The 23,694-nt window shown below is 73.0% G+C and carries 27 protein-coding genes and 1 tRNA gene; 18 read left to right on the top strand and 10 right to left on the bottom strand.

What is annotated here, in order from left to right:
• Positions 1–99 precede the first annotated feature (99 nt).
• The 3 genes from ACZ60J_RS11265 to ACZ60J_RS11255 all read right to left on the bottom strand — a co-directional run bounded on the left by ACZ60J_RS11265 (position 100) and on the right by ACZ60J_RS11255 (position 1,549).
• Positions 100–453 (bottom strand): PRC-barrel domain-containing protein, encoded by a 354-nt coding sequence (locus tag ACZ60J_RS11265; protein WP_469680760.1) that lies wholly within the window; start codon positions 451–453, stop codon positions 100–102.
• Between the two features lie 189 nt (positions 454–642).
• Positions 643–828, bottom strand: a complete 186-nt coding sequence (locus ACZ60J_RS11260; RefSeq protein ID WP_469681505.1) for a hydrophobic protein — start codon at positions 826–828, stop codon at positions 643–645.
• Between the two features lie 97 nt (positions 829–925).
• Positions 926–1,549 carry a flavodoxin family protein gene (locus tag ACZ60J_RS11255; protein WP_469680758.1) on the bottom strand — a complete coding sequence of 208 codons (624 nt, stop codon included), beginning with the start codon at positions 1,547–1,549 and terminating at the stop codon, positions 926–928.
• 142 nt (positions 1,550–1,691) lie between these two features.
• Here ACZ60J_RS11255 and ACZ60J_RS11250 point away from each other — a divergent pair, with 142 nt between their 5' ends.
• The 6 genes from ACZ60J_RS11250 (at position 1,692) to ACZ60J_RS11225 (ending at position 7,223) form a co-directional block, all read left to right on the top strand.
• Complete coding sequence (locus ACZ60J_RS11250; RefSeq protein WP_469680756.1) at positions 1,692–2,495, top strand: metallophosphoesterase; 804 nt, start codon at positions 1,692–1,694, stop codon at positions 2,493–2,495.
• A gap of 83 nt (positions 2,496–2,578) precedes the next feature.
• A complete protein-coding gene (locus ACZ60J_RS11245) occupies positions 2,579–4,348 on the top strand; it encodes a bifunctional phosphatase PAP2/diacylglycerol kinase family protein (protein WP_469680755.1) in 1,770 nt (589 codons plus the stop codon).
• Between the two features lie 72 nt (positions 4,349–4,420).
• A complete protein-coding gene (locus ACZ60J_RS11240; RefSeq protein WP_469680753.1) occupies positions 4,421–5,374 on the top strand; it encodes a YihY/virulence factor BrkB family protein in 954 nt (317 codons plus the stop codon).
• Between the two features lie 154 nt (positions 5,375–5,528).
• The gene (locus ACZ60J_RS11235; protein WP_469681503.1) at positions 5,529–6,434 is read left to right on the top strand and encodes a phosphatase PAP2 family protein; all 906 of its coding nucleotides are present in this window, start codon (positions 5,529–5,531) and stop codon (positions 6,432–6,434) included.
• On the top strand, positions 6,428–6,670 hold the full coding sequence (locus tag ACZ60J_RS11230; RefSeq protein ID WP_469680751.1) for a protealysin inhibitor emfourin: 243 nt from the start codon (positions 6,428–6,430) through the stop codon (positions 6,668–6,670). Before ACZ60J_RS11235 ends, ACZ60J_RS11230 begins: the two co-directional genes overlap by 7 nt.
• Positions 6,671–6,812: 142 nt before the next feature.
• Positions 6,813–7,223, top strand: a complete 411-nt coding sequence (locus ACZ60J_RS11225; RefSeq protein ID WP_469680749.1) for a hypothetical protein — start codon at positions 6,813–6,815, stop codon at positions 7,221–7,223.
• On the opposite strand, the gene lysA is transcribed toward ACZ60J_RS11225, so the two are convergent.
• Positions 7,220–8,569 (bottom strand): diaminopimelate decarboxylase, encoded by a 1,350-nt coding sequence (lysA, locus tag ACZ60J_RS11220; protein WP_469680748.1) that lies wholly within the window; start codon positions 8,567–8,569, stop codon positions 7,220–7,222. The two genes, ACZ60J_RS11225 and lysA, sit on opposite strands and share 4 nt — an antisense overlap.
• A 13-nt stretch (positions 8,570–8,582) precedes the next feature.
• On the bottom strand, positions 8,583–8,951 hold the full coding sequence (locus ACZ60J_RS11215; protein ID WP_469680746.1) for an SAV_915 family protein: 369 nt from the start codon (positions 8,949–8,951) through the stop codon (positions 8,583–8,585).
• Between the two features lie 309 nt (positions 8,952–9,260).
• Here ACZ60J_RS11215 and ACZ60J_RS11210 point away from each other — a divergent pair, with 309 nt between their 5' ends.
• The gene (locus ACZ60J_RS11210) at positions 9,261–9,770 is read left to right on the top strand and encodes a universal stress protein (RefSeq protein ID WP_469680744.1); all 510 of its coding nucleotides are present in this window, start codon (positions 9,261–9,263) and stop codon (positions 9,768–9,770) included.
• A 68-nt stretch (positions 9,771–9,838) separates the two neighbouring features.
• Here ACZ60J_RS11210 and ACZ60J_RS11205 read toward each other — a convergent pair whose 3' ends face one another.
• Positions 9,839–11,575, bottom strand: coding sequence for an amidase (locus ACZ60J_RS11205; protein ID WP_469680742.1), 1,737 nt, complete (start codon positions 11,573–11,575; stop codon positions 9,839–9,841).
• Between the two features lie 216 nt (positions 11,576–11,791).
• Between ACZ60J_RS11205 and ACZ60J_RS11200 the strand changes: the two genes are divergently transcribed.
• The 9 genes from ACZ60J_RS11200 (at position 11,792) to ACZ60J_RS11160 (ending at position 19,260) form a co-directional block, all read left to right on the top strand.
• Complete coding sequence (locus ACZ60J_RS11200) at positions 11,792–12,400, top strand: TetR/AcrR family transcriptional regulator (RefSeq protein WP_469680740.1); 609 nt, start codon at positions 11,792–11,794, stop codon at positions 12,398–12,400.
• 25 nt (positions 12,401–12,425) lie between these two features.
• On the top strand, positions 12,426–13,301 hold the full coding sequence (locus ACZ60J_RS11195; RefSeq protein ID WP_469680738.1) for an SGNH/GDSL hydrolase family protein: 876 nt from the start codon (positions 12,426–12,428) through the stop codon (positions 13,299–13,301).
• Between the two features lie 137 nt (positions 13,302–13,438).
• Positions 13,439–14,638 (top strand): MBL fold metallo-hydrolase, encoded by a 1,200-nt coding sequence (locus tag ACZ60J_RS11190; RefSeq protein WP_469680736.1) that lies wholly within the window; start codon positions 13,439–13,441, stop codon positions 14,636–14,638.
• A 355-nt stretch (positions 14,639–14,993) separates the two neighbouring features.
• Entirely contained in the window at positions 14,994–16,661 is a 1,668-nt protein-coding gene (locus ACZ60J_RS11185; protein WP_469680734.1) for a sensor histidine kinase, read from the top strand.
• Positions 16,662–16,699: 38 nt separating this feature from the next.
• Positions 16,700–17,140: a roadblock/LC7 domain-containing protein gene (locus ACZ60J_RS11180; protein ID WP_469680732.1), complete on the top strand. Its 441-nt coding sequence runs from the start codon at positions 16,700–16,702 to the stop codon at positions 17,138–17,140.
• On the top strand, positions 17,137–17,568 hold the full coding sequence (locus ACZ60J_RS11175; RefSeq protein WP_469680731.1) for a DUF742 domain-containing protein: 432 nt from the start codon (positions 17,137–17,139) through the stop codon (positions 17,566–17,568). Before ACZ60J_RS11180 ends, ACZ60J_RS11175 begins: the two co-directional genes overlap by 4 nt.
• The gene (locus tag ACZ60J_RS11170) at positions 17,546–18,151 is read left to right on the top strand and encodes a GTP-binding protein (RefSeq protein ID WP_469680730.1); all 606 of its coding nucleotides are present in this window, start codon (positions 17,546–17,548) and stop codon (positions 18,149–18,151) included. Before ACZ60J_RS11175 ends, ACZ60J_RS11170 begins: the two co-directional genes overlap by 23 nt.
• A 43-nt stretch (positions 18,152–18,194) precedes the next feature.
• Positions 18,195–18,746: a GAF domain-containing protein gene (locus ACZ60J_RS11165; RefSeq protein ID WP_469680728.1), complete on the top strand. Its 552-nt coding sequence runs from the start codon at positions 18,195–18,197 to the stop codon at positions 18,744–18,746.
• Between the two features lie 67 nt (positions 18,747–18,813).
• Complete coding sequence (locus tag ACZ60J_RS11160; RefSeq protein WP_469680726.1) at positions 18,814–19,260, top strand: MmcQ/YjbR family DNA-binding protein; 447 nt, start codon at positions 18,814–18,816, stop codon at positions 19,258–19,260.
• Here ACZ60J_RS11160 and ACZ60J_RS11155 read toward each other — a convergent pair.
• Both ACZ60J_RS11155 and ACZ60J_RS11150 read right to left on the bottom strand, forming a co-directional pair.
• Entirely contained in the window at positions 19,247–20,146 is a 900-nt protein-coding gene (locus ACZ60J_RS11155) for a transketolase family protein (RefSeq protein WP_469680724.1), read from the bottom strand. The two genes, ACZ60J_RS11160 and ACZ60J_RS11155, sit on opposite strands and share 14 nt — an antisense overlap.
• Positions 20,147–20,155: 9 nt before the next feature.
• The gene (locus ACZ60J_RS11150; protein ID WP_469680722.1) at positions 20,156–20,860 is read right to left on the bottom strand and encodes a transketolase; all 705 of its coding nucleotides are present in this window, start codon (positions 20,858–20,860) and stop codon (positions 20,156–20,158) included.
• 166 nt (positions 20,861–21,026) lie between these two features.
• Between ACZ60J_RS11150 and ACZ60J_RS11145 the strand changes: the two genes are divergently transcribed.
• A tRNA-Pro gene (locus tag ACZ60J_RS11145) sits at positions 21,027–21,103 on the top strand.
• A gap of 101 nt (positions 21,104–21,204) precedes the next feature.
• Here the strand turns inward: ACZ60J_RS11145 and ACZ60J_RS11140 are convergent.
• A complete protein-coding gene (locus ACZ60J_RS11140; RefSeq protein ID WP_469680720.1) occupies positions 21,205–21,699 on the bottom strand; it encodes a MarR family winged helix-turn-helix transcriptional regulator in 495 nt (164 codons plus the stop codon).
• A 117-nt stretch (positions 21,700–21,816) separates the two neighbouring features.
• Between ACZ60J_RS11140 and ACZ60J_RS11135 the strand changes: the two genes are divergently transcribed.
• On the top strand, positions 21,817–22,947 hold the full coding sequence (locus ACZ60J_RS11135) for an NADH:flavin oxidoreductase (RefSeq protein ID WP_469680718.1): 1,131 nt from the start codon (positions 21,817–21,819) through the stop codon (positions 22,945–22,947).
• On the opposite strand, the gene ACZ60J_RS11130 is transcribed toward ACZ60J_RS11135, so the two are convergent.
• Complete coding sequence (locus ACZ60J_RS11130; RefSeq protein WP_469680716.1) at positions 22,937–23,104, bottom strand: hypothetical protein; 168 nt, start codon at positions 23,102–23,104, stop codon at positions 22,937–22,939. The two genes, ACZ60J_RS11135 and ACZ60J_RS11130, sit on opposite strands and share 11 nt — an antisense overlap.
• Positions 23,105–23,694 lie beyond the last annotated feature (590 nt).

Here is a 23,694-nt window from a genome sequence, read left to right as displayed (position 1 = left end):
GGACGGCTCCCGGGGGCTCCCGCGCGTGACAGCAGGGCGGGGGCGACAGCTTCGGCTGTCGCCCCCGCCCTGGGGTGCCCGTGTCGGTGTCACAGCCTGTTACAGGCGGTGCGGGCCGTCGTAGTAGCCGCCGACCTGACGGTGGTAGTCGGTGTCGTGGAGGTGCTTGTCCTTGTCGAACTCGGGAGCGTTCTTGATCTGCTCCTTCGTCCGGTCGACGTAGATCGTCTCGTCGTCGGGGTCGACCCGGCTGATCGTGCCGGCCGGCAGGAGGACTTCCTTGCCGAAGATCCACGGGCCGGTGTCGACCACGATGTAGGAGGAGCCGACCTCGTCGGAGTGCTTGTCGACCTTGCCGATGGAACCGTCGCTCGCCTCGACCTTGTATCCCGTCAGATCCGCTCCGGCCAGACGGCCTGCGCTCTCTCGGTAACCCCAAAAGTTCTCAGTCATGCGAAAACAACTCCTCCGGTCAATGGAAGGCGGGGAATTCGCTTCCCGTCGCCTCTCCTTGTTCCGTACTGCATACACGGCGGAACGTGCATTCCGTTCTGACCTCCGCCTGCCCCGCATTCTTTTCCGTACGCGCTTTGCTTCGGATGCGGGACCGGTCAGGACGTGGACTGTGCTTCCGTGGGGCTGCTACCAGCGGTACCAGCGTCCGCTGCCGCCCTTCGGGCGGGCGACGAATCCGATCAGCCACAGGACGAGGACCGCGATCGCGACCCACCACAGGATTTTTATCGCGAATCCCGCACCGGCGAGAACGAGAATCAGCAGAAGAACGAGAAGCAGGGGAACCATATGTATCAACCTCCGAGCACTCATCTGCCCGACCATCTCTCGAACATGCGCACAGACCTTCCCTGTTTCCTATCCATCTGGGCGGGAAGGTGGACAGCCCGATTTTCTGTTCGTCGATGAGTCAGGAGGGCGGGTAGGGGGCGTACTTGAGGCGGCGGGCCAGGTGAGCCGTGTTCGCCGCGAGGGTGGCGGTGGTGGTGGCCGTCTTCTCGGGGGTCTTGTCGAGGTCCTGGTAGTCGGTGCCCTGCATGGCCTCTCCGACCCAGTAGGTGACCGCGTTGGCCGGTAGGGTGAATCCGCAGTCGTTCAGGCCCTGGAACAGTTCGGCGCTGACGTGGTGGGCGCCGTCCTCGTTGCCCACCACGCAGACGCCGGCGACCTTGCCGTAGGTGAGCATCCTGCCCTCCTCGTCGCTCTCGCCGATCTCGGCGTTCAAGCGCTCCATGACGCGTTGGGCGACGCTGGAGGGGTGCCCGAGCCAGATCGGGGTGGACAGGATGAGGATGTCGGTGCCGAGGATCGTCTCGCGGATCTCCGGCCAGAAGTCTCCCTCGCCCATGTCGACCGCCACGCCCGTGTGGACGTCGTGGTCGGCGATGCGGATGGTCTTGCCGCTCACCCCGTGATCCGCGAGCGCCGCCATCGTCTGCTCCGCGAGCAGCTGGGAGCTGGACGGCTTCGGGGACGGGGAGAGGGTGCAGACGAGGGCGACGGCGCGCAGCGGGGTGGTTTCGTTGGCTTCCATGCTGCCGCGCCTACCCCGGGGACCTGCCCCCACCCGCCAGCCGCGATCCGGGGGAGCGGGGGGATGGCGTTGCCGCGTCCGGTTGGTGCCCGTGCTCCTTTCGCCGACCGCGGTCGGTGAAGCGCTGGTAGCGTCCGTGATCATGCCGACGTCGAACACACCTCTGTACGTAGCTGCCGACATCCACGGACACCGGGACGAGTTCCGGGACCTGCTCCGTGACGCGGGACTGGTCGACGCCACGGGGCGGTGGTGCGCGGGGAACGCGCGGCTGTGGCTGCTCGGCGACTACGTCGACCGTGGTCCCGACGGCATAGGGGTCATCGACGACGTCCGGAGACTGACCGACGAGGCCGCAGCCGCCGGCGGACACGTGGGGGCCCTGCTCGGCAACCACGAGGTCCAACTCCTCGCCGCCCATCGCTTCGGCGACACGGCCGTCGCGGGGTGGGAGCAGGACGGCGGCTTCCACGGCGGATGGGCCCGCTTCGGCGGCCTCGACGAGGACCTGCGCCGTCTCGCTCCGGAGCACATCGCCTGGATCACCGGCCTGCCCGCTGTCGCCCTCGTGGACGACCACCTCCTCATCCACTCCGACACCGCGCGCTACCTGGAATTCGGGTCGACCGTCGAGGACGTCAACGCATCGGTGTCCGCGTTCCTCGACTCCTCGGACGCCTCCCGGTGGCTGGAGTTCTGCCACCGGATGAAAGCCCGGGGGGAGTTCCGCGACGCCGAGTCCGTGCACGAGGACGACCCCGTCTCGGTCATGCTGCGCACGCTCGGCGGCAACGTGCTCGTCCACGGACACAGCACGCTCACGAAGTACTTCGACGTCGCCCCCTCCGACGTCCGCAACGCCCTGCGCTACGCCGACGACCGGGTCCTCGCCATCGACGGCGGCGTGTACGAAGGAGGCCGCATCCTCCTGACCCGCCTCGCCTGACCCCGCCACGGTCAGGTGAGGGCCCGCCGGTCTCCCGCCAGGGAACCGCGCATCTTTCGTCCGGTGCGGGCCAGAAGGCATCCATGAAGCGAAGCCCTGGTATCTCCGCACCCGGCGCCGGACCGCTCCTGCTGCTCCCCGTGCAGGCGGCCTTGATGGTCGGGCTGGGACGGCTGGTCACCGGACCGGGCGCCGGACACTGGCCGTTGTCGGCGGAGGCCTCGACCAGCAGGGACCTGGCGGAGAGCCGGGATCCGGTCACGTCCGCCGTCACGGGGCTGTTCTCCGTGCTCGCCGGCACCGAGGCCGTCATCGGCACGACGCTGGTCTGCATCGTCGCCCTGCTCGTCCTCCCGCGCGTCGCACTGCGCACCGAGGCCCTGTTCCTCGGCGTTTCGGTGGCCGCGCAGTCGGCGGTGTTCGTGACGGTGACGGCCTTCGTGGACCGCCCGCGTCCCGCGGTTCCCCACGAGGACGCGGCGCCGCCCACGTCGAGCTTCCCGTCCGGGCACGTCGGCGCTTCCCTCGCGCTCTACGGCGCACTGGCCGTCATCGCGGCGCTGCGCATGCGCGGCCCGTGGCGCCACGCGGTGTCGGGAGCCCTGCTGTTGATCCCGTTGGCCGTCGGACTGTCGCGGGTGTCCCGCGGCATGCACTACCCCAGCGATGTGGCGGGCGGCCTGCTCAACGGCACGCTGACCCTGCTGATCACCGGGTTCGCCCTGCTGTACGGGAGCCGGAACCCGGCGGAGCCCGAGGGAGCGGAGCGGTCCTGCCGGGAGGTGACCGCCCCGCGCGGCACAGGCCCGGTCGGTCTGGTCAGTCGGGTCAGTCCGGTCGGTCCGGTCGGTCCGGTCCTCGTGGTGCGCCACCCGCACGGCTGCCCCGACGAGCTCGCGGAGCGGCTGGCGGCCGTGCTGCGCGAGCACGGCCACCGGGACCTCCGGTGGATCCCGACCTCCGCGGACCTTCCCTGCGGCACCCTGGCGCAGGAGCTCCGCACCGTGCGCGCCGCCCTCGTGGTGGTCTGCGGAGGCGACGGCACCCTGCGTGCCTGCGCCGAGGTGCTGGCGGGGACGCGGATCCCGCTGGCCCTCGTACCCTGTGGCACCGGAAACCTGCTCGCCCGCAACCTCGGCCTCCCGATGGATCCGGCCACCGCCCTGGCCGAGTCCCTGTCCGGGGAGAGCTTCGGCGTCGACGTCGGCCGCGTCCGGGGCGACGGGCTCGAACCGACGCGGTTCACCGTCATGGCCGGCACCGGATTCGACGCCGCGATGGTCCGGGACGCCTCCCCGCGGCTCAAGTCACGGATGGGCTGGGCCGCGTACGTCCTCTCCGCCCTGCGGCACCTGCGCGATCCCGGCGTCCGCCTCACGATCCGCGTCGACGGGGGACGGCGGCTGCGCCGCCGGGCCCGCATGGTCGTCATCGCGAACGTCGGCACCCTGCAGGGCGGCCTGCCGCTCGTGCCGGCGGCGCGTCCGGACAGCGGACGCCTGGACGTGGTGCTCTTCGACCCCCGCGGCCCCGCCGGATGGATCACCGCGGGCGGACACCTGGCGGCCCGCGTGCTGCGCAGGCGTCCGCCCACAGCCGCCGGCCCGGCCGGCGGGTACGGGCGCAGCGAGGCCGGGGGAGCACTGGAGTACTTCAGCGCCACCCGGATCGACGTCCGCTGCGCCGCACCGCAGCCGCGCGAGCTCGACGGTGATGCCGTGAGCGACGGCGTCCGGCTCACCGCCGAGATCGAGCCGGGAGCCCTGCGGGTGTACCTGCCCCGCACGCCCGGGGCGCAGCGGGCCCCGTCCACCGAGCAGCTTCCGGCGGCGGCCCCCGGCGGGCCGTCCTGACCTCAGGCGACGCAGGCCGGAACACACCACCGGACGACCCGGATCCACGAGACACCGGAAGGAAGGAACGGGATGGGCACCGCGAGACGGGTACCGCAACGCCACGACGTGAGCGGTGAGGAACTGTCCGCCGACGAGGCGTGGACCGCACTGCGCCGCTACGGCGGCTGGAGTCTGGCGCGCGATTCCTTCGTCCGCTTCCGCTACGCCGACGGCTTCAGCCATGCCCGCGCGCTCGCCCTGCAGACCGTCCTGTCGATCGTCCCGCTGGCCATCGCCGCGGTCGGACTGTCCGTGGTGCTGCACACCGAGGACGCGGGCCGGGTCGCCGAGCTCACCATACGCGGGCTCACCAGCGGCCCTGGCCAGGCGGTCGTCGACGACGCGCTCAGCGAGAGCAGGCGCCACGCCGGCGACGGCGGTCAGGCCGCGCTGTGGCTGGGCCTGCTGTTCTCCCTGGCCAACGTCACCACCGCCCTCTGCCAGGTCGAACGGGGCGCGAACCGGCTCTACGGCAACGAGCGGGACCGGCCCTTCCTCGCCAAGTACGCCCGCGGCCTGGTGATGGCGGCCCTCGCCGGTCTGCCGCTGGGGCTCAGTTTCATCCTCACCGTGATCGGCGGTCACCTGACCCGCGCACTGGCCGAGGTGTACCGGCTTCCTCCCGACACCGTGCGGGCCTGGGACCTCCTGCGCTGGCCGGTCGGCATCCTGCTCGCCGTCCTCGCCACCAGCGCGATCTTCCGCCTCTCCCCGCGCCGGAGCCAACCCGGCTACACCTGGCTGGCCTTCGGGGCCGTCGTCCACCTGGTGCTGTGGAACCTCGCGACCTGGGGGCTGAGCCTCTACATCGGCGAGAGCAGCTCCTTCACCAGCGTCTACGGACCCCTGAGCGCCATCGTGGCCCTGCTGCTGTGGTCCTACCTCACCTCGATGGCGCTCTTCCTCGGCCTGTCCTTCGCCGCCCAACTGGAAGCCGTACGGGCCGGGGTGAGGGAGCCGGTCATGAACGACCCAGGGGTCTGACGGCCGCGGCCGCGGCCGCGGACCCGGCCCCGGCGGCCGGAGGGCCGCCACCCCACGCACACGAGGAGGAGCCGCCACGATGGCACGGCGCACGGAAGGCGCCCGACGCGCTCGGCACCAACCGCAAGGAGGTCTGCCGGGTGCGCTACGGAGCCTGCTCGCACGGCATGCCGGACCCGACGCCACCTTCGGCGCGAGACTCCTGCTCGCCGTGGGCGCGACGGCTCTGGCAGCCGTACCGTTCGCCCTGGCCCTGGTCGTGGTGGAGTCCCAATGGGGGCCCCTGCACCGCCTGGACCAGGGCGCGGCCGAGCGCCTCCACGCCGCGGCGCTCGCCCACCCGGACCATGTCGATCTCCTGCGCGTGCTCTCGGACCGGGTGTGGGACCCGGTCACCCTGCGCCTGCTGGTCGCCGTACTCGTGGCCTGGCTCGTCAGCCGGCGTGCCTGGCGGCTGGCGGCCTGGGCCGGGGTCACGGCGGTCGCGGGCGGCCTGATCGGGTTCACGGTCAAGACCGCCGTGGAGCGGGCGCGCCCGCACCTGCCGGACCCCGTTGCCCACGCGCCCGGCTTCTCCTTCCCCTCCGGCCACGCGATGACGGCGACGACCTCGTGCGCCGTCCTGCTGCTGGTCCTGCTGCCCGTGATCCCGCGGGCCTGGCGTCCGCTGCCCTGGGCGCTCGCACTGCTCACCGTGGTGGGCGTCGGCTACACGCGGGTCGCGCTCGGGGTCCACTGGGTCAGCGACGTCGTGGGCGGCTGGTTCCTGGGCCTCTGCGTGGTCACCGCGACGGCCCTGGTCTTCGAGGCCTGGCGGTCCGACAGCGGACGGCGCCGCACGGCGGTGGCCGAGGGACTGGAGCCGGAACTCAGCGGACCCGACCCCGAAGGGAAGCCGGCCGCCCCGCAATCCTCCTCTCCAGGTGTCGAATGTCGGCCGGACGCCGACGAGTTCGAGCCGTTGCCCCCGGGGCGCGGACCCGGTGCGGGAGCGGCGCCCGATCCGGGGCAGGCGAACCCGAGGACAGCTCCGACAAGCGAAGGAGAACGGCCATGCTGATCACTGTCAGCCGCTCCGGGGGTTTCGCCGGCGTGGACAAGACGAGGAAGATCGACACCTCCGTCCGGCGGGACGCCGCGGAATGGGAGGGCCTCGCACGGCGCGCCGTACGACCGGTCGCGGACGGCTTCCACTACCGGATCACGATCGACGGCCAGGCGGTCGACCTCGACGAGGCCGACCTGACCGGCGACCAGCGGAAACTGATCCGCGCGGTCCTCGGCGAAGGTGCCTAGGCGCGTGCATGTGCCGCCGACGCGGGGGTACGCGTGTGGCATGCACGGACATCATGCGCGTCCCACGAGCACCTTGTTCCGTACGACTGGGTTCCGCGAGGCACCCCCGACGGGCGCCGGCCGGCATGCGGGCGGGGGAGGGATGCTTCGCCGGCTGCGCCGCCGGATCCTCGCCTACCAGCACGTCGAGCTGCTGTCCTCGCGCATCCCCGGGGACACCGGCACCGGTGACGAGGTCCTGCTGCTCGTCCACATCCGCAAGGTCGTCGGGGAGGTCCACTACCGGATGTGCCTCACGTGCTCCGAGGCCGTGATCGCCGGCATCGACATCGACCCGCTGTTCCTCGGTACGGGCCTGGACACCCGAGCCCTGTCGCACCTGCGGGTACGCCATCCGGGCCTCGCCTGGCACAGCACCCTCGACCTGCGCGGCACCCGCGCCCTCCTGCGCCGCTCGCGGATCCTCGGGGGCGACGGGCTGTGCCCTCACCTACAGGCCCGAGCGGACCGCGGACCGGCGCCCGCAGGTCCACACCGGCTGCCCACGGCCTAGTCGCCGACGTCGCGGCTTCGGAAGTCGTCCAGCGTCTCGCGCCGGATCAGAACCCGGGCCGTGCCCTCGTGGACCGCGATGACCGGGGGGCGGCCGACCATGTTGTACCCGGATGCCATGGAGAGCTGGTACGCGCCCGCCACCGGGACGGCGAGCAGGTCGCCGGGGTGGACGTCGCCCGGCAGTTCGGAATCGGCGGCCAGGATGTCGCCCGCCTCGCAGTGGCGGCCGACGACCGTGGTCGTACGGGGTGAGGCCGTGGAGCGGCGCCCCACCAGCCGGGGCGCGTACCGCACCCCGTACAGGGCGGGCCGCGGGTTGTCGCTCATGCCGCCGTCGACGGCGACGAAGACCTTCTCGCCGGTGTGCTTGACGGCGAGCACCCGGTACAAGGCGACCCCGGCCGGCCCGGCGATGGCCCGGCCGGGCTCGACGAGGAGCCGGGGGACGCTCATCCCCGCGGCGGCGCAGCTCGCAGCGAGCTCGGTACGGAGCATGCGCGCCAGCGCCGTGAGGTCGAGGGTGGGCTCGCCCGGCCGGTAGGCGATGCCGTGGCCGCCGCCCATGTCGAGTTCGGGCAGGACGACGCCGTGGGACGCACGGATGCCGGCCATCAGCTCCACCATGCGGCGCACCGCCACCAGGTAGGCGTCGATAGTGGTGATCTGGGACCCGATGTGGCAGTGCAGGCCGGTCAGTTCCAGCTGTGGCTGGTCCAGGATCCGGGCGATCGCGTGCCGGGCGCTCCCGCCGGTGAGGGACAGGCCGAACTTCTGGTCCTCCGTACCGGTGCGGATCTTGTCGTGGCCGCCGGCCGCGACGCCCGGCACCACCCGCACCATGACCTTCTGACGCCCCTCGGGGCCCACGGCGGCCGCGATCCGGGCGATCTCGGACGGGCTGTCGATGACGATCCGCCCCACGCCGAGCCGCAGCGCCACCTCCAGATCGCGGGGTGACTTGGCATTGCCGTGCAGCACGATGCGTTCGGGCGGGAATCCCGCGGTGACGGCGAGTTCCAGCTCTCCGGCGGAGCAGACGTCCAGGCCGAGTCCCTCCTCCCGGACCCAGCGCACCATCGCGCGGGAGAGGAACGCCTTGGCGGCGTACAGGACTTCGGCGCCGGGGAAGGCGTCCCGGTAGACGCGGCAGCGGTCCCGTACCTCGCCCTCGTCCAGTACGTAGGCCGGGGTGTCGAACCGCTCGGCGACATCCGTCAGGGAGACCCCGCCGACGGCCAGGCCGCCGTGCGGGAGCGCAGTGGTGGAGGCGGGCCATACGGACAGTTCATCGGCGTCGGCCGCAGGGTCCGGGAGCGTGGTGGTGTCGGGGGTGGTGCTGGTCATGGCGTGACCCCCTTCAGGCTGTGCGGGCGGTGGGTTCGCCCGCCTGCGGAACAGGGGCCGGGGCCGTGAGCGGAGCGGTCGTCACGGGCGCCGCGACCGCGGGTGCGGTGAGGGTCGGGTCGACGGTCAGCAGCGAGGCCCCGAGCGGCTCGGCCAGCGAGCGGAGCGCCGCCTCGGAGAGCCGGATCCAGGGCTGGCCCTTGCCGAGGGTGGCGGCCAGCCGCTCCGCCGTCGTGAAGCCGACGGCCGTACGCGCCCCCAGCGGGGTGCGGAACAGGCGCACCACCACCGGCGCGGTACCCGGCCGGGCCGGTACGTACAGGGGCCCGGCCGGGCCCCGTTCTTCGGGCTCGGGGTCGTCTGCGTACTGGAACAAACACATGGGCCCTCCCAGGGGAACCACGAGTGGCAGGTGGGGCCCCGGATGCGGGGAGGCGGTCCGGGGCACGGCACCGAAGCTATCCCCGGGTCCCGGCACCTGTGGTCGTCCCCTGACGGGACCTTGACGGCGACCGGCGGAGTCCATACGGATCGCTGACGGCGGGCGCCGGGGGGCCGTCAGGAGCCCGTCAGGGTTTCCGGTCCCTGCGTATGGAGGCCGTCAGTGACCACCCGCGCCTTCACCGAGGGCCCTTTCCTGGAACCCGGTCATGGAGACCGGCCGGCCGACGGAGAAGTGAGGGAAGTGCCCGTGCCCAGAGTGGTGGTCGGAGTGAGCGGAAACCCGGGCAGTCTCGCCGTACTGCATCGCGCCGCCGCCGAAGCCCGCGTGCGCGAGGCGGAGTTGTGGGTCGTCATGGCCTGGCAGGCCCCGGGCGGCGAGTTCGGAAGCCGCCGTGCGTGCGACTTGTCGGCACTCGCGCACTGCCGCGGCGCCGCCGTCGAGCGGCTGCGCGAGATCCTGAACTCGGCCTTCGCATCGGAGCATCCGGGCGTGACCCTCGCCGGCCTGACCGTGCGGGCGACACCGGGTGCGGCCCTCGTGGACACGGCCTGCTCCGACGACCTCCTCGTGGTGGGCGCCGGGTCACGTACGCCGCTGCGCCGCTTCGTCCGGCCCTCGGTGGCCCGGTACTGCCTCGCGCACGCCGCCTGCCCGGTGCTGACCGTACCGCCCTCCCCGCTCCTGGCCGAGCTGGACGCCGTACACCGCCGCAACCTGTGGCGCCTGCCCCTGGACGCGCGCGAACTGGCCCCGTGAACCGGCGCGCACGGAGGGGCCCTTCCCCCTACGGGAAAGGGCCCCTCCACGGTTTCAAGGGCTGAGGGTCACTCCGCCGACAGGCGCGGCGTACGGGCCGGCTCCGTGCGCCGGCTGCCGGTCTTCTCGAAGGCCGCCGCGAGGGTCAGCAGGGCGTTGTCGTCGTAGGCGCGGCCGGCGAAGGTCAGCCCGACCGGCATGCCGGTGTCCGCCATGGTGCCCATCGGCACGGTCACGGTCGGGATGCCGAGGTGACGGGGAACCAGGTTGCCGTTCGCGACCCAGACGCCGTTGCGCCAGCCGAGGTCGGCGGACGCCTCGGACACGTCCATGTCGGCGGGGCCCACGTCGGCGACGGCGGGGAACAGCACGGCATCCAGGCCGAGTCCGTCCATCCACAGCTCCAGATCGACCCGGCGCGTCTCCTCGAGGCCGCGCAGCCCCTGCTCCAGGTGCGGCATGTCGGCGAGGGAGGCGTACGGGCGCTCGCGCACGAAGCGCGGGTAGTCGCCGATCGTGTCGTCGAAGCCGGCGTAGCGGTCGGGCAGTTCGCCCTCCGACTTGGGCCAGATGCGGGAGCTGTCGACCTCGGCCAGGCTGGGGAGCTCCGGGTCGCCGTTGGCGCGCAGGAAGTCGTCCCACGCCCAGGCGGACAGGTCCTCGATCTCGAAGGTGAGGTAGTCGCGGCCGACCAGTCCGCGGGTGAACAGCGAGGTCGCACCGGGGCGGTCGGCCTCGTAGTTGGTCACGACGGGGAAGTCGACCTCGACCACCTCGGCGCCGGCGGCCTCCAGATCGCGGCGTGCGGCCTCCCACAGGGCGATGACCGAGGGGCGCGTGTCGATGCGCTGCCCGGTCTGGCCGCCGATGCCGCCGTCCGGGTTGGTTCCGGCGTCGGGGTCGGCGTTGATGTACATGAGGGGCACGCCGACGCGCTTGCCGGCGAGCGCGCCGGATGCGGCCTCGGCGTCGGCGGGAGCGAGGGCCGGGTAGGAGGCGGGGCGCACCTGCGACGCCGGGGGCAGCGACAGCCACGGCTGTGCGCGCCACAGGTCGCCGCGCGTGTGCTGGTCGTCGGCCACGATGACGTCGAGGAGTTCGAGCATGTCGGCCATGGTGCGGGTGTGCGGGACGACGACGTCCATGGTCGGTACGAGCGGCCAGTTGCCGCGGACCGAGATCACGCCGCGGCTGGGCGTGTAGGCGCACAGGGCGTTGTTCGAGGCGGGGGCGCGGCCCGAGGACCAGGTCTCCTCGCCGAGGCCGAACGCGCCGAAGGACGCCGCCGTCGCGGTGCCGGAGCCGTTGGAGGAGCCGGAGCCGTAGGCGCTGGTCAGCCATTCGGCGCTGTACGGGCTTTCGGCGCGCCCGTACACACCGCGCTGCATGCCGCCGTTCGCCATCGGCGGCATGTTGGTCAGGCCGATGAGGACGGCGCCGCCCGCGCGCAGCTGCTCGATCGCGAAGGCGTCGTGCTGGGCGACGAGGTGCTCGAAGGCGGGGGAGCCGGACGCGGCGGTCAGCCCCTTGGCGAGGTAGCTGTCCTTCGCGGTGTACGGGATGCCGTCCAGCGGACCGAGCGTCTCGCCCCGCGCGCGGCGTGCGTCGGAGGCCTCCGCATCCGCCCGGGCGTCCGGGTTCATCACGACCAGGGCGTTGAGAGCCGTCGCCGTGCCGGGCCGGTCGTAGGCGTCGATCCGCGCGAGGTACGCGTCGAGCAGCGCGACGGAGGTGGTCTCGCCCTTCTCCAGCGCCGCGCGCAGGTCGGCGATACAGGTCTCCACGACATCGAATCCGCGCGTCATGAGGTGTCTCCCGGGTGGTGGGCCGTACGGGTGGGCCGGCGGCCGTCGGGGTGCGCGCGCAAACGGCTGCCACACCCGATCTTCCTGACTAGATTTTCAGTCTAGACTAGAAATCTAGATTCTTAGACTAGGAGTCTGGATTTCCGAGCCGAGGTGCGTGGACTCATGGTCGACAGGAAGCGTCAGCCCAGTGGGGACGAGGCGAGGGGGCGGGCGATGAGGGCCGCCATCAGCGTCATCGCCGAGAAGGGCACCGCGGCCGCGAGGATGTCGGACATCGCGGCCCGGGCCGGCATGAGCACCGGGCACATCCTGTACCACTTCGGCAGGAAGGACCGGCTGCTGCTCGAAGTCCTCGCGTGGAGCCAGGGCGACCTCTGGGCCCGGCTCCAGGAGGCCACCGACCGGGCCTCTTCCCCTGCCGAGAAGCTGGACCTGTTCGTCCGCTTCTACCTGCCCGGCCACCAGGGCGACGAACGCTACGCACTGTGGACCCAGGTACTGGCCCAGCGCCACGACGAAGCGGGCCGCCGCACCCTCACCACGCTGCTGGACGGCTGGGACGAGCGCCTGGAGGCCATCCTTCGCGAGGGCCGGGACCTGGGGCACTTCGCCGACGTCGACCTCGCGGAGTTCACCATCCGGGCGGTGGCCATGCTGAGCGGGATCTCCGAGGACGTGATGTTCGGGCGGTCCCGCTGGGAGCACACCTCCGCGCACGCGTTCGCCCTGGCCGCCCTCGAACGCGAACTGCGTCCGGTCCCGTCTGCGGGGACCGCCCGCGGTATTCCCGGGGAGCGGCGTGGCGAACATCACGGTCCGTAAGGCCCTGGCTACGGTCGCGTAGGTCATGATCCACGGTGAAGTATGGGCTCCCGTGGCAGCGACGACGACATCCAAGACCAAGACCATTGGCTCGTACGCGGCGCTCGGGGACAGCTTCACCGAGGGCGTGGGGGACCCGGGACCGGGGGACACCTACCTCGGCTGGGCGGACCGGCTGGCGGTCCTCCTCGCCGACCGGCGCGAGGAGCAGTACGAGCACGCAGGTGACCCAGGAGAGCCCGCCGGTCCGGCGGGTTCGGGCGGTTCCGGAGGGTTCCGTTACGCGAACCTCGCCGTACGGGGCCGGCTGCTCGACCAGATCGTGGCCGAGCAGGTCCCCCGGGCCAAGGAGCTCGCGCCGGACCTGGTGACCTTCTGCGCGGGCGGCAACGACATCATCCGGCCCGGCAGCGACCCGGACGACGTGGCCGAACGGTACGAGGCGGCCGTGCGCGACCTCACCGGATCCGTCGGCCTCGTCGTGATCACCACCGGCTTCGACACGCGCGACATGCCGGTCCTCAAGCACATGCGGGGCAAGATCGCGACGTTCAGCGCGCACGTCCGGTCGATCGCCGACCGGTACGAGTGCCCCGTACTCGACCTCTGGTCGCTGAAATCCGTACAGGACCGGCGGGCCTGGGACGACGACCGGCTCCACCTCTCACCCGAAGGGCACACCAGGGTCGCCCTGCGCGCCGCCCAGGTGCTCGGCCTCGACACGCCGGCCGACCCGGACCAGCCCTGGCCGCCGATGCGGCCGCGCGGGTCGGTGGACACCACCCGCGACAACATCCACTGGGCGCGCGAGCACCTCGTACCGTGGATCGGCCGCCGGCTGCGCGGGGAGTCCTCCGGGGACCACGTGGAGGCGAAGCGGCCGGACCTGCTGCCGCTGTAGGGGTGGTGCGGGGGCGGGCGGGAGCGAGGCCGGGGGGCGTTCGCGGGCGCGTGACGGAATCCTTGGGGGGTATCACGCGTTGGGATGGTGGTAACCATCAGAACGCCCTGCCCGCACCCCCCCACACTGGAGGCGCCTTGACCGGCTCCCGACCCCTGCGTCCACGGCTGCGCGCGCTGCGGCCCGAAGCCTTCGGCGCGGACCCGTCCGGTGCCCGGCTGGAGCGGATCCGGCGTTCGCCGAACTTCGCCGACGGAGTGTTCCAGAACCCGGCCGGAATCAGGACCAGACCCTCCGGATCCATGGCGGAGTTCGCCAAGATCTACTTCCACAAGGAGCAGCGCCTCCGGCGCAGCCCCGGCGCCCCCATCCCGGTCTACCCGACGACCCTCGCGGAGCTGTCGAAGCCCCCGGTCAGCGGCCTGCGGCTGACCTGGATGGGCCACTCCAGCGTGCTCGCCGAGATCGACGGGCGCCGGGTCCTCTTCGACCCGGTCTGGGGCGAGCGGTGCTCCCCCTTCCCCTTCGCCGGGCCCAAGCGACTGCACCCGGTCCCCGTACCGCTGGCCTCGCTGGGCGAGGTGGACGTGGTGGTGATCTCGCACGACCACTACGACCACCTCGACCTGCCGACGATCAAGGCCCTGGCCGGCACGGACACCGTCTTCGCCGTCCCGCTGGGCGTCGGCGCGCACCTGGAGCGCTGGGGAGTCCCGGCCGACCGGCTGCGCGAGCTCGACTGGAACGAGACCACCGAGGTCGCCGGACTCTCGCTCACCGCCACCCCGGCCCAGCACTTCTGCGGCCGCGGCCTGCGCAACCAGCAGTTCACCCTCTGGGCCTCCTGGGTCGTCAAGGGCGACGAGCACCGGATCTACCACAGCGGGGACACCGGCTACTTCCCCGGCTTCAAGGAGATCGGCGCGGCGCACGGGCCGTTCGACGCGACGATGATCCAGATCGGTGCGTACTCGGAGTTCTGGAGCGACATCCACATGACGCCCGAGGAGGGCATCCGCGCCCACCTCGACCTCCAGGGCGGCGTCGTCCGCGGCACGATGCTGCCGATCCACTGGGGCACCTTCAACCTGGCCCCCCACCCGTGGGACGAGCCGGGCGAGGGCACGGTGACCGCCGCCGAGAGGGCCGGCGCGGCGATCGCCCTGCCGGTGCCGGGGCAGCCCTTCGAACCGGCTGCGGCCGACGCGCCGAGCGCGCCGTGGTGGCGGCCCTTCGTGGCCGCGGGCTCGCCCCCGCCGGCCACGGCGGTCCGGCCGGCCGTGACCGGGAGGCCGGCAGCCGTGACGCGCGAGGAGCCGGAGGCGGTGGGGTCCTAGGCGCGCAGGCCCGTAGGCCCGTGGGCCCCCGGAGGCCGGTGAGCCCACGGCCCTGTAGGCCCGGAACGTGAGCGGAGCGGGACCCCCCCCGGGCGGGGGGTCCCGCTCCGTGCTGTTGTCAGGGGCGCCGCCGGGGCTCCGGGGGGACGGCGCGTGACCATCGGGAGCCGGGGAGTGCGCGCTCCCGGCGCATTCGGGCTGTCGTACGAGCGCTCCATCGGGAGCGGGAAGCACCCGGGCGAAGTTCCCCAACTGGCCGTCCTGGGGCCGAGCGTGCGGTCTAGCGTGGGTATCCGGTGATCAACACCGGTCCCCGGGAAGCCCGGGGGCCGGGCCCCGCCTATCGAGGACGCCGATGTCCGGACTCCGCGCCGCCCGCCACTCCCCGTCGAGACATGCCGTCACCGGTCCCGCTCGGCAGATACGGCCCCAGTTGATCCGCGCCGCCCTGCTGCCGACGCTCGCCGCCGGGCTCAGCGGCGCCGCCGCGGTGATCTTCGCCCTCCAGCTCGGCGGCGGCGCGGGCGCCCGCGACCCCCGGCTGTGGCCGGTGCTCAGCGGCTGCGCCCTGCTCTTCGCGGGCGCGCTCGCGGCCGCCCTGCTCGGGGCCCAGCGCGCGGCCAAGACCGTGCGGGACCGCTGCGAGGCGCTGCGCCGCTCCAGCGTCCGCGGCCGCCAGGAGCTGCACGGCGCCGCCGAGCGGCTGGAGCGCGGGGAGCTGCCCGCCCGCCCGGTCCGCACGGGGCCGGCCGCGCCGTCCTTCGGCCCCGAGACGGCGGGAGTCGACGAGTTCTGGCTGCTCGCGCAGGAACTGCGCGGCGCCCGCGAACAGGCCCACGCGACACTGGTCCGCCTCGGCGGCCCCGTCGCGCCCTCCGACAGCGACCGCAAGGTCGAGGTCTTCGTCAACCTCGCGCGCCGCCTCCAGTCCCTCGTGCACCGCGAGATCTCGCTGCTGGACGACCTGGAGGACACGGTCGAGGACCCGGACCTGCTCAAGGAGCTCTTCCACGTCGACCACCTCGCCACCCGGATCCGGCGCCACGCGGAGAACCTCGCGGTGCTCGGCGGAGCCGCCTCGCGCCGCCAGTGGACCCGGCCCGTCGACCTGAGCGAGGTGCTGCGCTCCTCGGTCGCGGAGGTCGAGCAGTACACCCGGGTCAAGGTGGTGCCCCCCGCGGGTGGTTCCGTACGCGGGCACGCCGTCGCCGACGTCGTGCACCTGCTGGCCGAACTCGTCGAGAACGCCACCGTGTTCTCGGCTCCCGACACCGATGTCGTGGTGCGCGCGGAGCGGGTCACGGCAGGGATCGCGGTCGAGGTGGAGGACCGGGGCCTCGGCATGCCGCCCGAGGAGGCGCACCGGATGAACGCCCTGCTCGGCGACCCCGACCAGATCAGCGTCCAGCACCTGCTGGCCGACGGGCGGATCGGCCTGTTCGTCGTCTCGGCGCTGGCCCGCAGGCACGGGATCGCCGTCGAGCTCAAGTCGAACATCTACGGCGGCGTGCTCGCCGTACTGGTCCTGCCCCAGGAGCTGCTGGGGGCCGAGGCGCCGAGCGCGGCCGATGCCCTGGGCGGCTCCCGGGCCACTTCCTGGGGGACGGGCGCGGGGGCCGGTGCGGGGACGGGCGCCGGGGCGGGCGCGCCGCGGCTGGAGCCGGTGCGGGTGCCCCTGCCCGGACCAGAGCCCTCCTTCGCCCATCCGGGGGTGGCCTCCGCGGTCACGGTCGCGGCCTCTGCGGTCGAGGCACCAGCCGCTCCGGCACCAGCCGTCGCGGCACCAGCCGGGCCGGCGCCGGTCGCGCCGCCGCTCTCCGCCGTACCGGCCGCCCGGGACGGCGGAGAGCGGCCGCCGCTGCCCCGCCGGCGGGCCCAGGAGCACCTCGCGCCCCAGCTGCGCGAGGCCCCCGCGCCCAGCCCGGGCGGCGCCCCGGGCGCGGAGCGGCCCGTGCACGACCCCGGCCTGATGGCCGCCTTCCAACGGGGCTTCGGCCTCGCACAGTCGGAGCACCAGACGTGACCCCGGCCCCTCACCCCACAGCGAAGGAGCGCACCCCCATGGGCGGCGAAGTGGCGACCACGACGACCACGACCAGTCGGCTCTCGGACCTCGACTGGCTGCTCAGCGGCCTGGTCCAGCGCGTGCCGTACACGCGCAGCGCGGTCCTGCTGACCGCCGACGGGCTCGTCACCTGCGTGTACGGGCTCGACGCGGACAGCGCGGACCACCTGGCGGCCCTCGCCTCCGGGCTGTACGCGCTCGGCCGCAGCGCCGGGTCCCGGTTCGCGGAGGGCGCCGAGGTCCGGCAGGTGGTGGTCGAACTCGACAGCGCCCTGGTCTTCGTCTCGGCGGCCGGATCCGGCACCTGCCTGGCCGTACTGGCCGACCGGGAGGCCGACGCGGGCGTACTCGGCTACGAGATGGCCATGCTGGTCAAGAGCGTCCGCCCGTACCTGGCGGCCCCGCCGCGGCGGCCCGCCGCCGACGTGGAGCGATGAGGGCCCGTGCCAGGGGGGCAACGGCAAGGGCAACGGCGCCGGGGGGACCGCGCGATGCGCCGTGGCTGGACGATTCGGCGGGCCGGGTCATCCGCCCGTACACCGCGAGCGGCGGGCGGACCCGGCCGTCCGTCGCCCTCGACCTGCTGTCGCTGGTGACGGCCACCGGAGTGCGCCCGCGCGCGCCGCTCGGCGCCGAGCACGCCCTCGCGCTCCGGCTGTGCGCGGGCTCGGCGGAGGTCACCGTCGCCGAGGTGGCGGGACACCTGAGGCTGCCGGCGGTGGTGGTCAAGGTCGTCCTCGGCGACCTGATGGAACACGGGGCCGTGACGGTGCGGGCCCCGTGCTTCCCCACCGGCGGCTCCTTCGCCGACGACGACCAGTCCCTGCTCCGGGCGGTGCTCGATGGCCTGCGCAGACGGCTCTGAGCCGGCCGCCCGCGGATCCTCCGCGACCTTGAAGATCCTGGTCGCGGGCGGGTTCGGGGCGGGCAAGACCACCTTCGTGGGCGCGGTGAGCGAGATCGAGCCGCTGAGCACGGAGGAGCTGCTGAGCGGGCTGAGCGAGGCCGCCGACCCGCTCGACGGGGTGGAGGCGAAGACGACCACGACCGTGGCGCTGGACTTCGGCCGGATCACCCTGGACGAGCGGCACGTGCTCTACCTCTTCGGCACTCCCGGCCAGCAGCGCTTCTGGTTCCTCTGGGAGGAGCTGTGCGCGGGCGCGCTGGGGGCGGTGGTGCTCGCCGACACGCGCCGCCTCGCCGACTGCTTCCCCGCCGTGGACTTCTTCGAGCGCCGGGGGATCGGCTTCGTCGTCGCCGTCAACGAGTTCGCCGGCGGGCACCGCTACGCCCCCGACGAGGTCCGGGACGCCATGGGGCTGGGCCCGGAGGTGCCCGTCGTGCGCTGCGACGCACGCCTGCCGAGCTCCGGGACGGGGGTGCTCGCCTCCCTGGTCCACCACTTGCTCGATCCGAACCGCTCCATCCGAAGTTCATGCCGTCCATGAGGTCCGCGCGGCGCGCGGAGTGACGTGATGTGGGGGAGACACCATGACGTACTACGAATCGACCGGACACCTGCTGCTCACACCGGTGGACCGGGAGGCGCCCGCGCGCGTGCTGAGACTGCGCGAACTGGGCCTGGGGGAGCGGGTGGACGGGGAGCTGGACGCGTTCGCACGGCGGGTCGCGGACGAGCTCGGGGCGCCGTACGCCGGTGTCAACTTCATCAGTGAGGAACGGCAGTTCTTCGCCGGTCTGCACCACGCGCCCGACGCACCGGCGAGCGGCTATCCGGCACGGGCGCTCCCCCGGGACCACGGGTACTGCCCCCACGTGGTGGTCCGGCGGCGCGCGCTGGTGCTGGAGGACGTACGGGACTTCGCGCGCTTCGCGGGCAACGCCGTCGTGGACGAGAGCGGGGTGCGGTCCTACGCGGGCGCACCGCTGACCGACCGGCGCGGGATCGTCCTGGGGACGGTGTGCGCGGTGGACGTGGTGCCGAGGCGGTGGGGACTGGCGGGGCTCGCGACGGTGAAGGCCCTGGCGGCGGAACTGGTGGAGCTGGTGCACGACCGGGAGGACCGCGCGGCCCGGGGGTGAATGTCAGTGCCCGGGTCTACGGTCGGAGACGGAGGACGCACCGGAACGGACCGGAGAGGAGTCGGGGATGGCCATGACGGCGGAGGACGTCCGGAAGATCGCGCTGTCGCTCCCGGGCAGCAGCGAGAGGCTGGCCTGGGGCATGCCCACCTTCAGGGTGGGCGGAGCCGACGGGGAGGCGGGCAAGGGCGGGAAGAGCGGCCAGGGCGGGAAGAGCGGCCAGGGCGGCAAGATCTTCGCCGCGCTCGCCGACGACGACACCTCGATCGGGGTGAAGTGTCCCCGGGAGGACCGCGCGGAGCTGATCGCGGCGGAGCCGGAGAAGTTCTTCATACGGCCCGGCCACGACGACAACTACGCGTGGCTCCGGGTCCGGCTGGCGGCGGTGGAGGACGCGGCGGAGCTGCGCTCGATCCTGACCGACTCCTGGCGCCAGGCCGCCCCCAAGCGCCTGGCGGCGGCCCATCCGGAACTGGACCGCCCCGGGCCGAAGGGGACCGTCACCGCCGGGTGAAGGCTGCGATCCGCGCGCGCAGCGCGGCCGGGTCGAGTCCGTGGGCCGCCGTGTGCTCGTCGATCGTGCCGTAGCGGCGCAGCTCGGCCCGCCCGACGCCAAGGCCCAGCACCCGGTGCGGAACCGCTTCCAGGGCCCGGTTTGCGGCAGCCGTGGAGGTCCCGGCGAGGTAGGGCTCGACCAGCACCACGTCGGCCGGGCCGTGCCCGACGGCGGCACGCAGCGCCGCGTCGTCGAAGGGCCGTACGGTCGGCGCGTACAGCACGCTCAGGTCCGTGCCCTCGGTCGCGGCGAGGACGTTGTCGAGCAGGGGCCCGACGGCGACGACGACGCCCGCACGGCCCTCCCGTACGGTCTGGAAGCCCAGGCCCGTCACGGGGCGGGCCGCCGTGTTCGACTGCGCGGAGAGCCGGACGTACACCTTGTCGTCCCCGGCGGCGTAGGCGTGGCGCAGCAGCGCCTCCGCCTCGTCCGGGTGGCCCGGGACGTGCACGGTCCAGCCGTCCAGGGTGTCCAGCAGGGCCACGTCGCCCGGCGCCATATGGGTGAACCCGCCGGCCGGCCAGTCGTAGCTCGCGCTCGCGCTGACGAGCACCCCGCCCGTTCCCTGGTGCCCGAAGTCGAGCTTGACCTGCTCGAAGGGGCGCTCCACGAGGAAGCTGGCGAAGGTGTGCACCACCGGCCGCAGCCCCGTGAGGGCCAGCCCGCCGCCCACGCCGATCAGCAGCTGTTCGCGGATGCCCACGTTGATCACCCGGTCGGGATGGCGGTCCTGGGCGGGCCGGAAGCCGTCCATGGTGATCTCGGCCAGCACGACGGCCAGCCGGGGATCCTCGTCGAGTGCACGCGATGTGACCGAGATGAACCGTTCGCGCATGGTGTCCATGTCTCCCCCTCAGTGCTTCTTCTCGACGCGGGCGACCACGGCGTGCGGCCGGCCCGGGTGAGGTGCGGTGTACGCCCTGTGCAGCGCCGCGTGGTCCCGGCCGTCCACGGTGACCGCCGACCAGCCGGCGGCCTCGAAACGGGACGCGATGCCGCCCCGCCAGCCGTGGGTCGCGGAGTCGTTGTCGATCACGATCGTGTGCAGCCGCTCCAGACCGGCCGAGCCGGCGTACGCGATCGCCTCGTGGTTGCTTCCCTCGTCCAGCTCCGCGTCCCCGATCAGCACCCACACGGCCGGGTCGGTGAGCCCCTGGGCCCGCAGTCCGAGGGCGCTCCCGACGGCGAGCGGCAGCCCGTGCCCGAGCGAACCGCTGCCGATCTCCACTCCGGGGATCAGGGTGCGGTCCGGGTGGTGCCCGAGGGGCGAGTCGTACGCGCCGAACCCGCTGAGCCAGCCGACGGGGAAGAACCCCTTGGCGGCGAGGACGGCGTAGTACGCCATCGGCCCGTGCCCCTTCGACAGCAGGAACCGGTCCCGCCCCGGATCCCCGGCGTTGCCGGGCCCGACCCGCAGGACCCGGTCGTAGAGCACCCACAGCGCGTCGAGCGTGGAGGTGGCGGCGGGACCGTGCTTCTCGGCTCCGGTCATGAGGGCCATGAGCTCGCCCAGGTCTTCGTGGCGGAACCTGGCATCCGCGGTTGCTGTCCGTGTCATGCACCGATCGTGCAACCTCAAGCCCGCTTGAGGTCAACCACCACTTGCCCGCCTCCTCCACACCCTCGTTCCGCCACGGAGGGGAAAGGTGCGCGCGAGCACCTCCGGAAGTGCGGTATCGTTCTCCTGCGCGTTCAACCAGGGGAAACCCCAGGTCAACGGGCATCGGGACGTGGCGCAGCTTGGTAGCGCACTTGACTGGGGGTCAAGGGGTCGCAGGTTCAAATCCTGTCGTCCCGACCATGCGGAAACGCAGGTCGGAGGTCGTCTTCTCAGAAATGAGAAGGCGGCCTTTCGTGCGTTCGGGGTCGCGGGCGCCCTTGTGGCGCGGGAGCCGGCGGGGGCTATGCGGCGGGGGTGTCGTTTTCCTCCGTGCGGGGCCAGTGGCGGCCTTCGAGGGCTTCGGCGCTGCGGTTGAGGCGGAGCAGGGCGTCCTCGAGCTGCCGTACTTCCTCGGGGGACCAGTCGGCGACCACCCGGGCCAGGCAGGACCGGTTGACCCCGCGGTCCTCGGCGAGGCGTCGGCCGCCCTCCTCCGTGATGCGCAGCTTGCGGGCCATGCCACCGTCCGGGTCCGGGACGCGCTCGGCCAGTCCGCAGCGCAGCAGTGCGGCGGTCTGGCGGTTCACGGTCGAGGTGTCGAGGCCGAAGGCCTCCGACAACTGCCCGATGGACATGGGGCCTTGCGTGTCGATCCGGCTGAGCAGGACGTACGCCGACCGCTCCAGGCGCTCGGGGTCGCGCTCGCGGCGGGCCAGCACCTGGTGTCGCGAGAGGAGCATCAGCTCCCGCTCCAGTCTTTCCAGCACTGCGCCTCCCCGCTCCTTCGGACGTCCCATTGTCGCGGACCGGTGGGCCAGGAGGCCGCAACCCTGCAATATGCATGATACATAGCCTGTGTACTATGCATTTCTCGTCGCCACCCGACGAGCCACAGCTCAACCCGGAGGACCCGCATGACCGTGACCACGTCCACCGCCTCCCGCGCGGCCGAGATCCTTTCCCGGCCCGTGCAGCTGAACGGCCTGACCGTTCCCAACCGCATCGCCATGGCGCCGATGACGCGGCAGTTCTCCCCCGGCGGCGTGCCCGGCGAGGACGTGCTGGCGTACTACGCCAGCCGGGCCGCCGCGGGTGTGGGCCTGATCGTCACCGAGGGCACCTACGTCGGTCACGACTCCGCCGGGCAGAGCGACCGCGTGCCGCGGTTCCACGGCGAGGAGCAGCTGGCGGGGTGGGCGAAGGTCGCCGCGGCCGTGCACGAGGCGGGCGGCACGATCGTCCCCCAGCTGTGGCACATAGGCATGGTGCGCAAGCAGGGCGAGGCGCCGTACCCGGACGCCCCCGCGGTGGGTCCCTCCGGCATCCGCGTCGACGGCACCGAGGGGACCGGCAAGGCGATGACCCGCGCCGACCTCGACGACGTCATCGGCGCGTTCGCCGACGCCGCGGCGGAGGCCGAGCGGATCGGCTTCGACGGTGTCGAACTGCACGGCGCCCACGGCTACCTGATCGACCAGTTCCTGTGGGAGCGGACCAACCGCCGCACGGATGCCTACGGTGGCGACGCGGTGGCCCGTACGAAGTTCGCCGAGGAGGTCGTGGTCGCGGTCCGCGAGCGCGTCGCGGCCGACTTCCCGGTGATCTTCCGCTACTCCCAGTGGAAGCAGGAGGCCTACGACGGGCGGCTCGCGCACACCCCGGAGGAGCTGGAGGCCATCCTGGCCCCGCTGGCGGCGGCCGGTGTCGACGCGTTCCACGCCTCCACCCGGCGCTACTGGCTCCCGGAGTTCGAGGGCTCGGACCTGAACCTCGCGGGCTGGACCAAGAAGCTCACCGGCCGGCCCACCATCACCGTGGGCTCGGTCGGCCTCGACGGCGACTTCCTGCGCGCTTTCGCCGGTGAGGGCGCGGCGCTCGGCGACATCGACAACCTCCTGGACCGCATGGAGCGGGACGAGTTCGACATGGTCGCCGTCGGCCGGGCGCTGCTCCAGGACCCGCAGTGGGCCGCGAAGGTCCTCGGCAACCGCTTCGACGAGCTGAAGCCGTACGACGCGGCCGCGCTCAAGTCGCTCAGCCGGTAGCAGCGGGCGGCCGGGCCGCCCGGATGATCCAGGTCGCCGAGGCGTAGCGGACGCCGTCGGGGGTTTCGTGGGCCGTGAGGGAGGCTCGCAGGCCGTCGACGGCGCGCCGCCGGCCCTCGGCGTCGAGTCCGTCGAGTCCGTCGAGTCCGTCGAGCATCCAGCCGAGCATGCCGAGGAGGAACCCCTCCGCGTCGGCGGAGTCCTCGCCGAACCACCTCGTCTCGCTGTGGGGCTCCAGTCGGACCTCGGTGAAACCGGCGGCTTCGAGGACGGTCCGGGCCCGCTCCGGGTCCGCGAGCGCGAACGGCCCGGGGGCGCCGGGCGGGGGCGCCGGGCAGCGGGCGCCCGGCGGCCAGGGCCCGAGTGAACGAGCGGAACCACTCGTTGTCCGCCGCGGCCTGCCAGACGAGCTGGACGAGGCGTCCGCCGGGCCGCAGGGCGGTCGTACGCGATCCTCGGCCTGCTCTCGGTCCGGTCCCGGAGCATCTACGAGCTCGCACAGCAGATGGACCGGAGCTTGGGCCGCATCTGGCCCCGGGCCCGGAGCAAGCTGTACGAGGAGCCGAAGAAGCTCGTCCGCCGGCGCCGACACCCTGGCCACCCTCCGCGCCGCCCGGGCCCGGGCCTGGGCCTGGGCTGAAGAGCGCAACCAGGACAACGCCACGACCGCGCAGGCCCATCTCGCCGACCCGGAGGAGCCGGCCGAGGTCCTGCGGCGGGCGAGCTGGAGCGTCCACCAGTGAGGAC

It is taken from the genome of Streptomyces sp. NPDC104226 (assembly GCF_055584085.1).
Note: the sequence above shows the minus strand (reverse complement) of the source record. Positions and strands in the feature narration are given on the sequence as shown.

Excerpts from the sequence above, each read along its gene's own strand:
- ACZ60J_RS11265 (WP_469680760.1), bottom strand. The coding sequence starts at position 453 with ATGACTGAGAACTTTTGGGGTTACCGAGAGAGCGCAGGCCGTCTGGCC.
- ACZ60J_RS11260 (WP_469681505.1), bottom strand. The coding sequence starts at position 828 with ATGAGTGCTCGGAGGTTGATACATATGGTTCCCCTGCTTCTCGTTCTT.
- ACZ60J_RS11255 (WP_469680758.1), bottom strand. The coding sequence starts at position 1,549 with ATGGAAGCCAACGAAACCACCCCGCTGCGCGCCGTCGCCCTCGTCTGC.
- ACZ60J_RS11250 (WP_469680756.1), top strand. The coding sequence starts at position 1,692 with ATGCCGACGTCGAACACACCTCTGTACGTAGCTGCCGACATCCACGGA.
- ACZ60J_RS11245 (WP_469680755.1), top strand. The coding sequence starts at position 2,579 with ATGAAGCGAAGCCCTGGTATCTCCGCACCCGGCGCCGGACCGCTCCTG.
- ACZ60J_RS11240 (WP_469680753.1), top strand. The coding sequence starts at position 4,421 with ATGGGCACCGCGAGACGGGTACCGCAACGCCACGACGTGAGCGGTGAG.
- ACZ60J_RS11230 (WP_469680751.1), top strand. The coding sequence starts at position 6,428 with ATGCTGATCACTGTCAGCCGCTCCGGGGGTTTCGCCGGCGTGGACAAG.
- ACZ60J_RS11225 (WP_469680749.1), top strand. The coding sequence starts at position 6,813 with ATGCTTCGCCGGCTGCGCCGCCGGATCCTCGCCTACCAGCACGTCGAG.
- lysA (WP_469680748.1), bottom strand. The coding sequence starts at position 8,569 with ATGACCAGCACCACCCCCGACACCACCACGCTCCCGGACCCTGCGGCC.
- ACZ60J_RS11215 (WP_469680746.1), bottom strand. The coding sequence starts at position 8,951 with ATGTGTTTGTTCCAGTACGCAGACGACCCCGAGCCCGAAGAACGGGGC.
- ACZ60J_RS11205 (WP_469680742.1), bottom strand. The coding sequence starts at position 11,575 with ATGACGCGCGGATTCGATGTCGTGGAGACCTGTATCGCCGACCTGCGC.
- ACZ60J_RS11200 (WP_469680740.1), top strand. The coding sequence starts at position 11,792 with ATGAGGGCCGCCATCAGCGTCATCGCCGAGAAGGGCACCGCGGCCGCG.
- ACZ60J_RS11195 (WP_469680738.1), top strand. The coding sequence starts at position 12,426 with ATGATCCACGGTGAAGTATGGGCTCCCGTGGCAGCGACGACGACATCC.
- ACZ60J_RS11185 (WP_469680734.1), top strand. The coding sequence starts at position 14,994 with ATGTCCGGACTCCGCGCCGCCCGCCACTCCCCGTCGAGACATGCCGTC.
- ACZ60J_RS11180 (WP_469680732.1), top strand. The coding sequence starts at position 16,700 with ATGGGCGGCGAAGTGGCGACCACGACGACCACGACCAGTCGGCTCTCG.
- ACZ60J_RS11175 (WP_469680731.1), top strand. The coding sequence starts at position 17,137 with ATGAGGGCCCGTGCCAGGGGGGCAACGGCAAGGGCAACGGCGCCGGGG.
- ACZ60J_RS11170 (WP_469680730.1), top strand. The coding sequence starts at position 17,546 with ATGGCCTGCGCAGACGGCTCTGAGCCGGCCGCCCGCGGATCCTCCGCG.
- ACZ60J_RS11165 (WP_469680728.1), top strand. The coding sequence starts at position 18,195 with ATGACGTACTACGAATCGACCGGACACCTGCTGCTCACACCGGTGGAC.
- ACZ60J_RS11160 (WP_469680726.1), top strand. The coding sequence starts at position 18,814 with ATGGCCATGACGGCGGAGGACGTCCGGAAGATCGCGCTGTCGCTCCCG.
- ACZ60J_RS11155 (WP_469680724.1), bottom strand. The coding sequence starts at position 20,146 with ATGGACACCATGCGCGAACGGTTCATCTCGGTCACATCGCGTGCACTC.
- ACZ60J_RS11150 (WP_469680722.1), bottom strand. The coding sequence starts at position 20,860 with ATGACACGGACAGCAACCGCGGATGCCAGGTTCCGCCACGAAGACCTG.
- ACZ60J_RS11140 (WP_469680720.1), bottom strand. The coding sequence starts at position 21,699 with ATGGGACGTCCGAAGGAGCGGGGAGGCGCAGTGCTGGAAAGACTGGAG.
- ACZ60J_RS11135 (WP_469680718.1), top strand. The coding sequence starts at position 21,817 with ATGACCGTGACCACGTCCACCGCCTCCCGCGCGGCCGAGATCCTTTCC.
- ACZ60J_RS11130 (WP_469680716.1), bottom strand. The coding sequence starts at position 23,104 with ATGCTCGACGGACTCGACGGACTCGACGGACTCGACGCCGAGGGCCGG.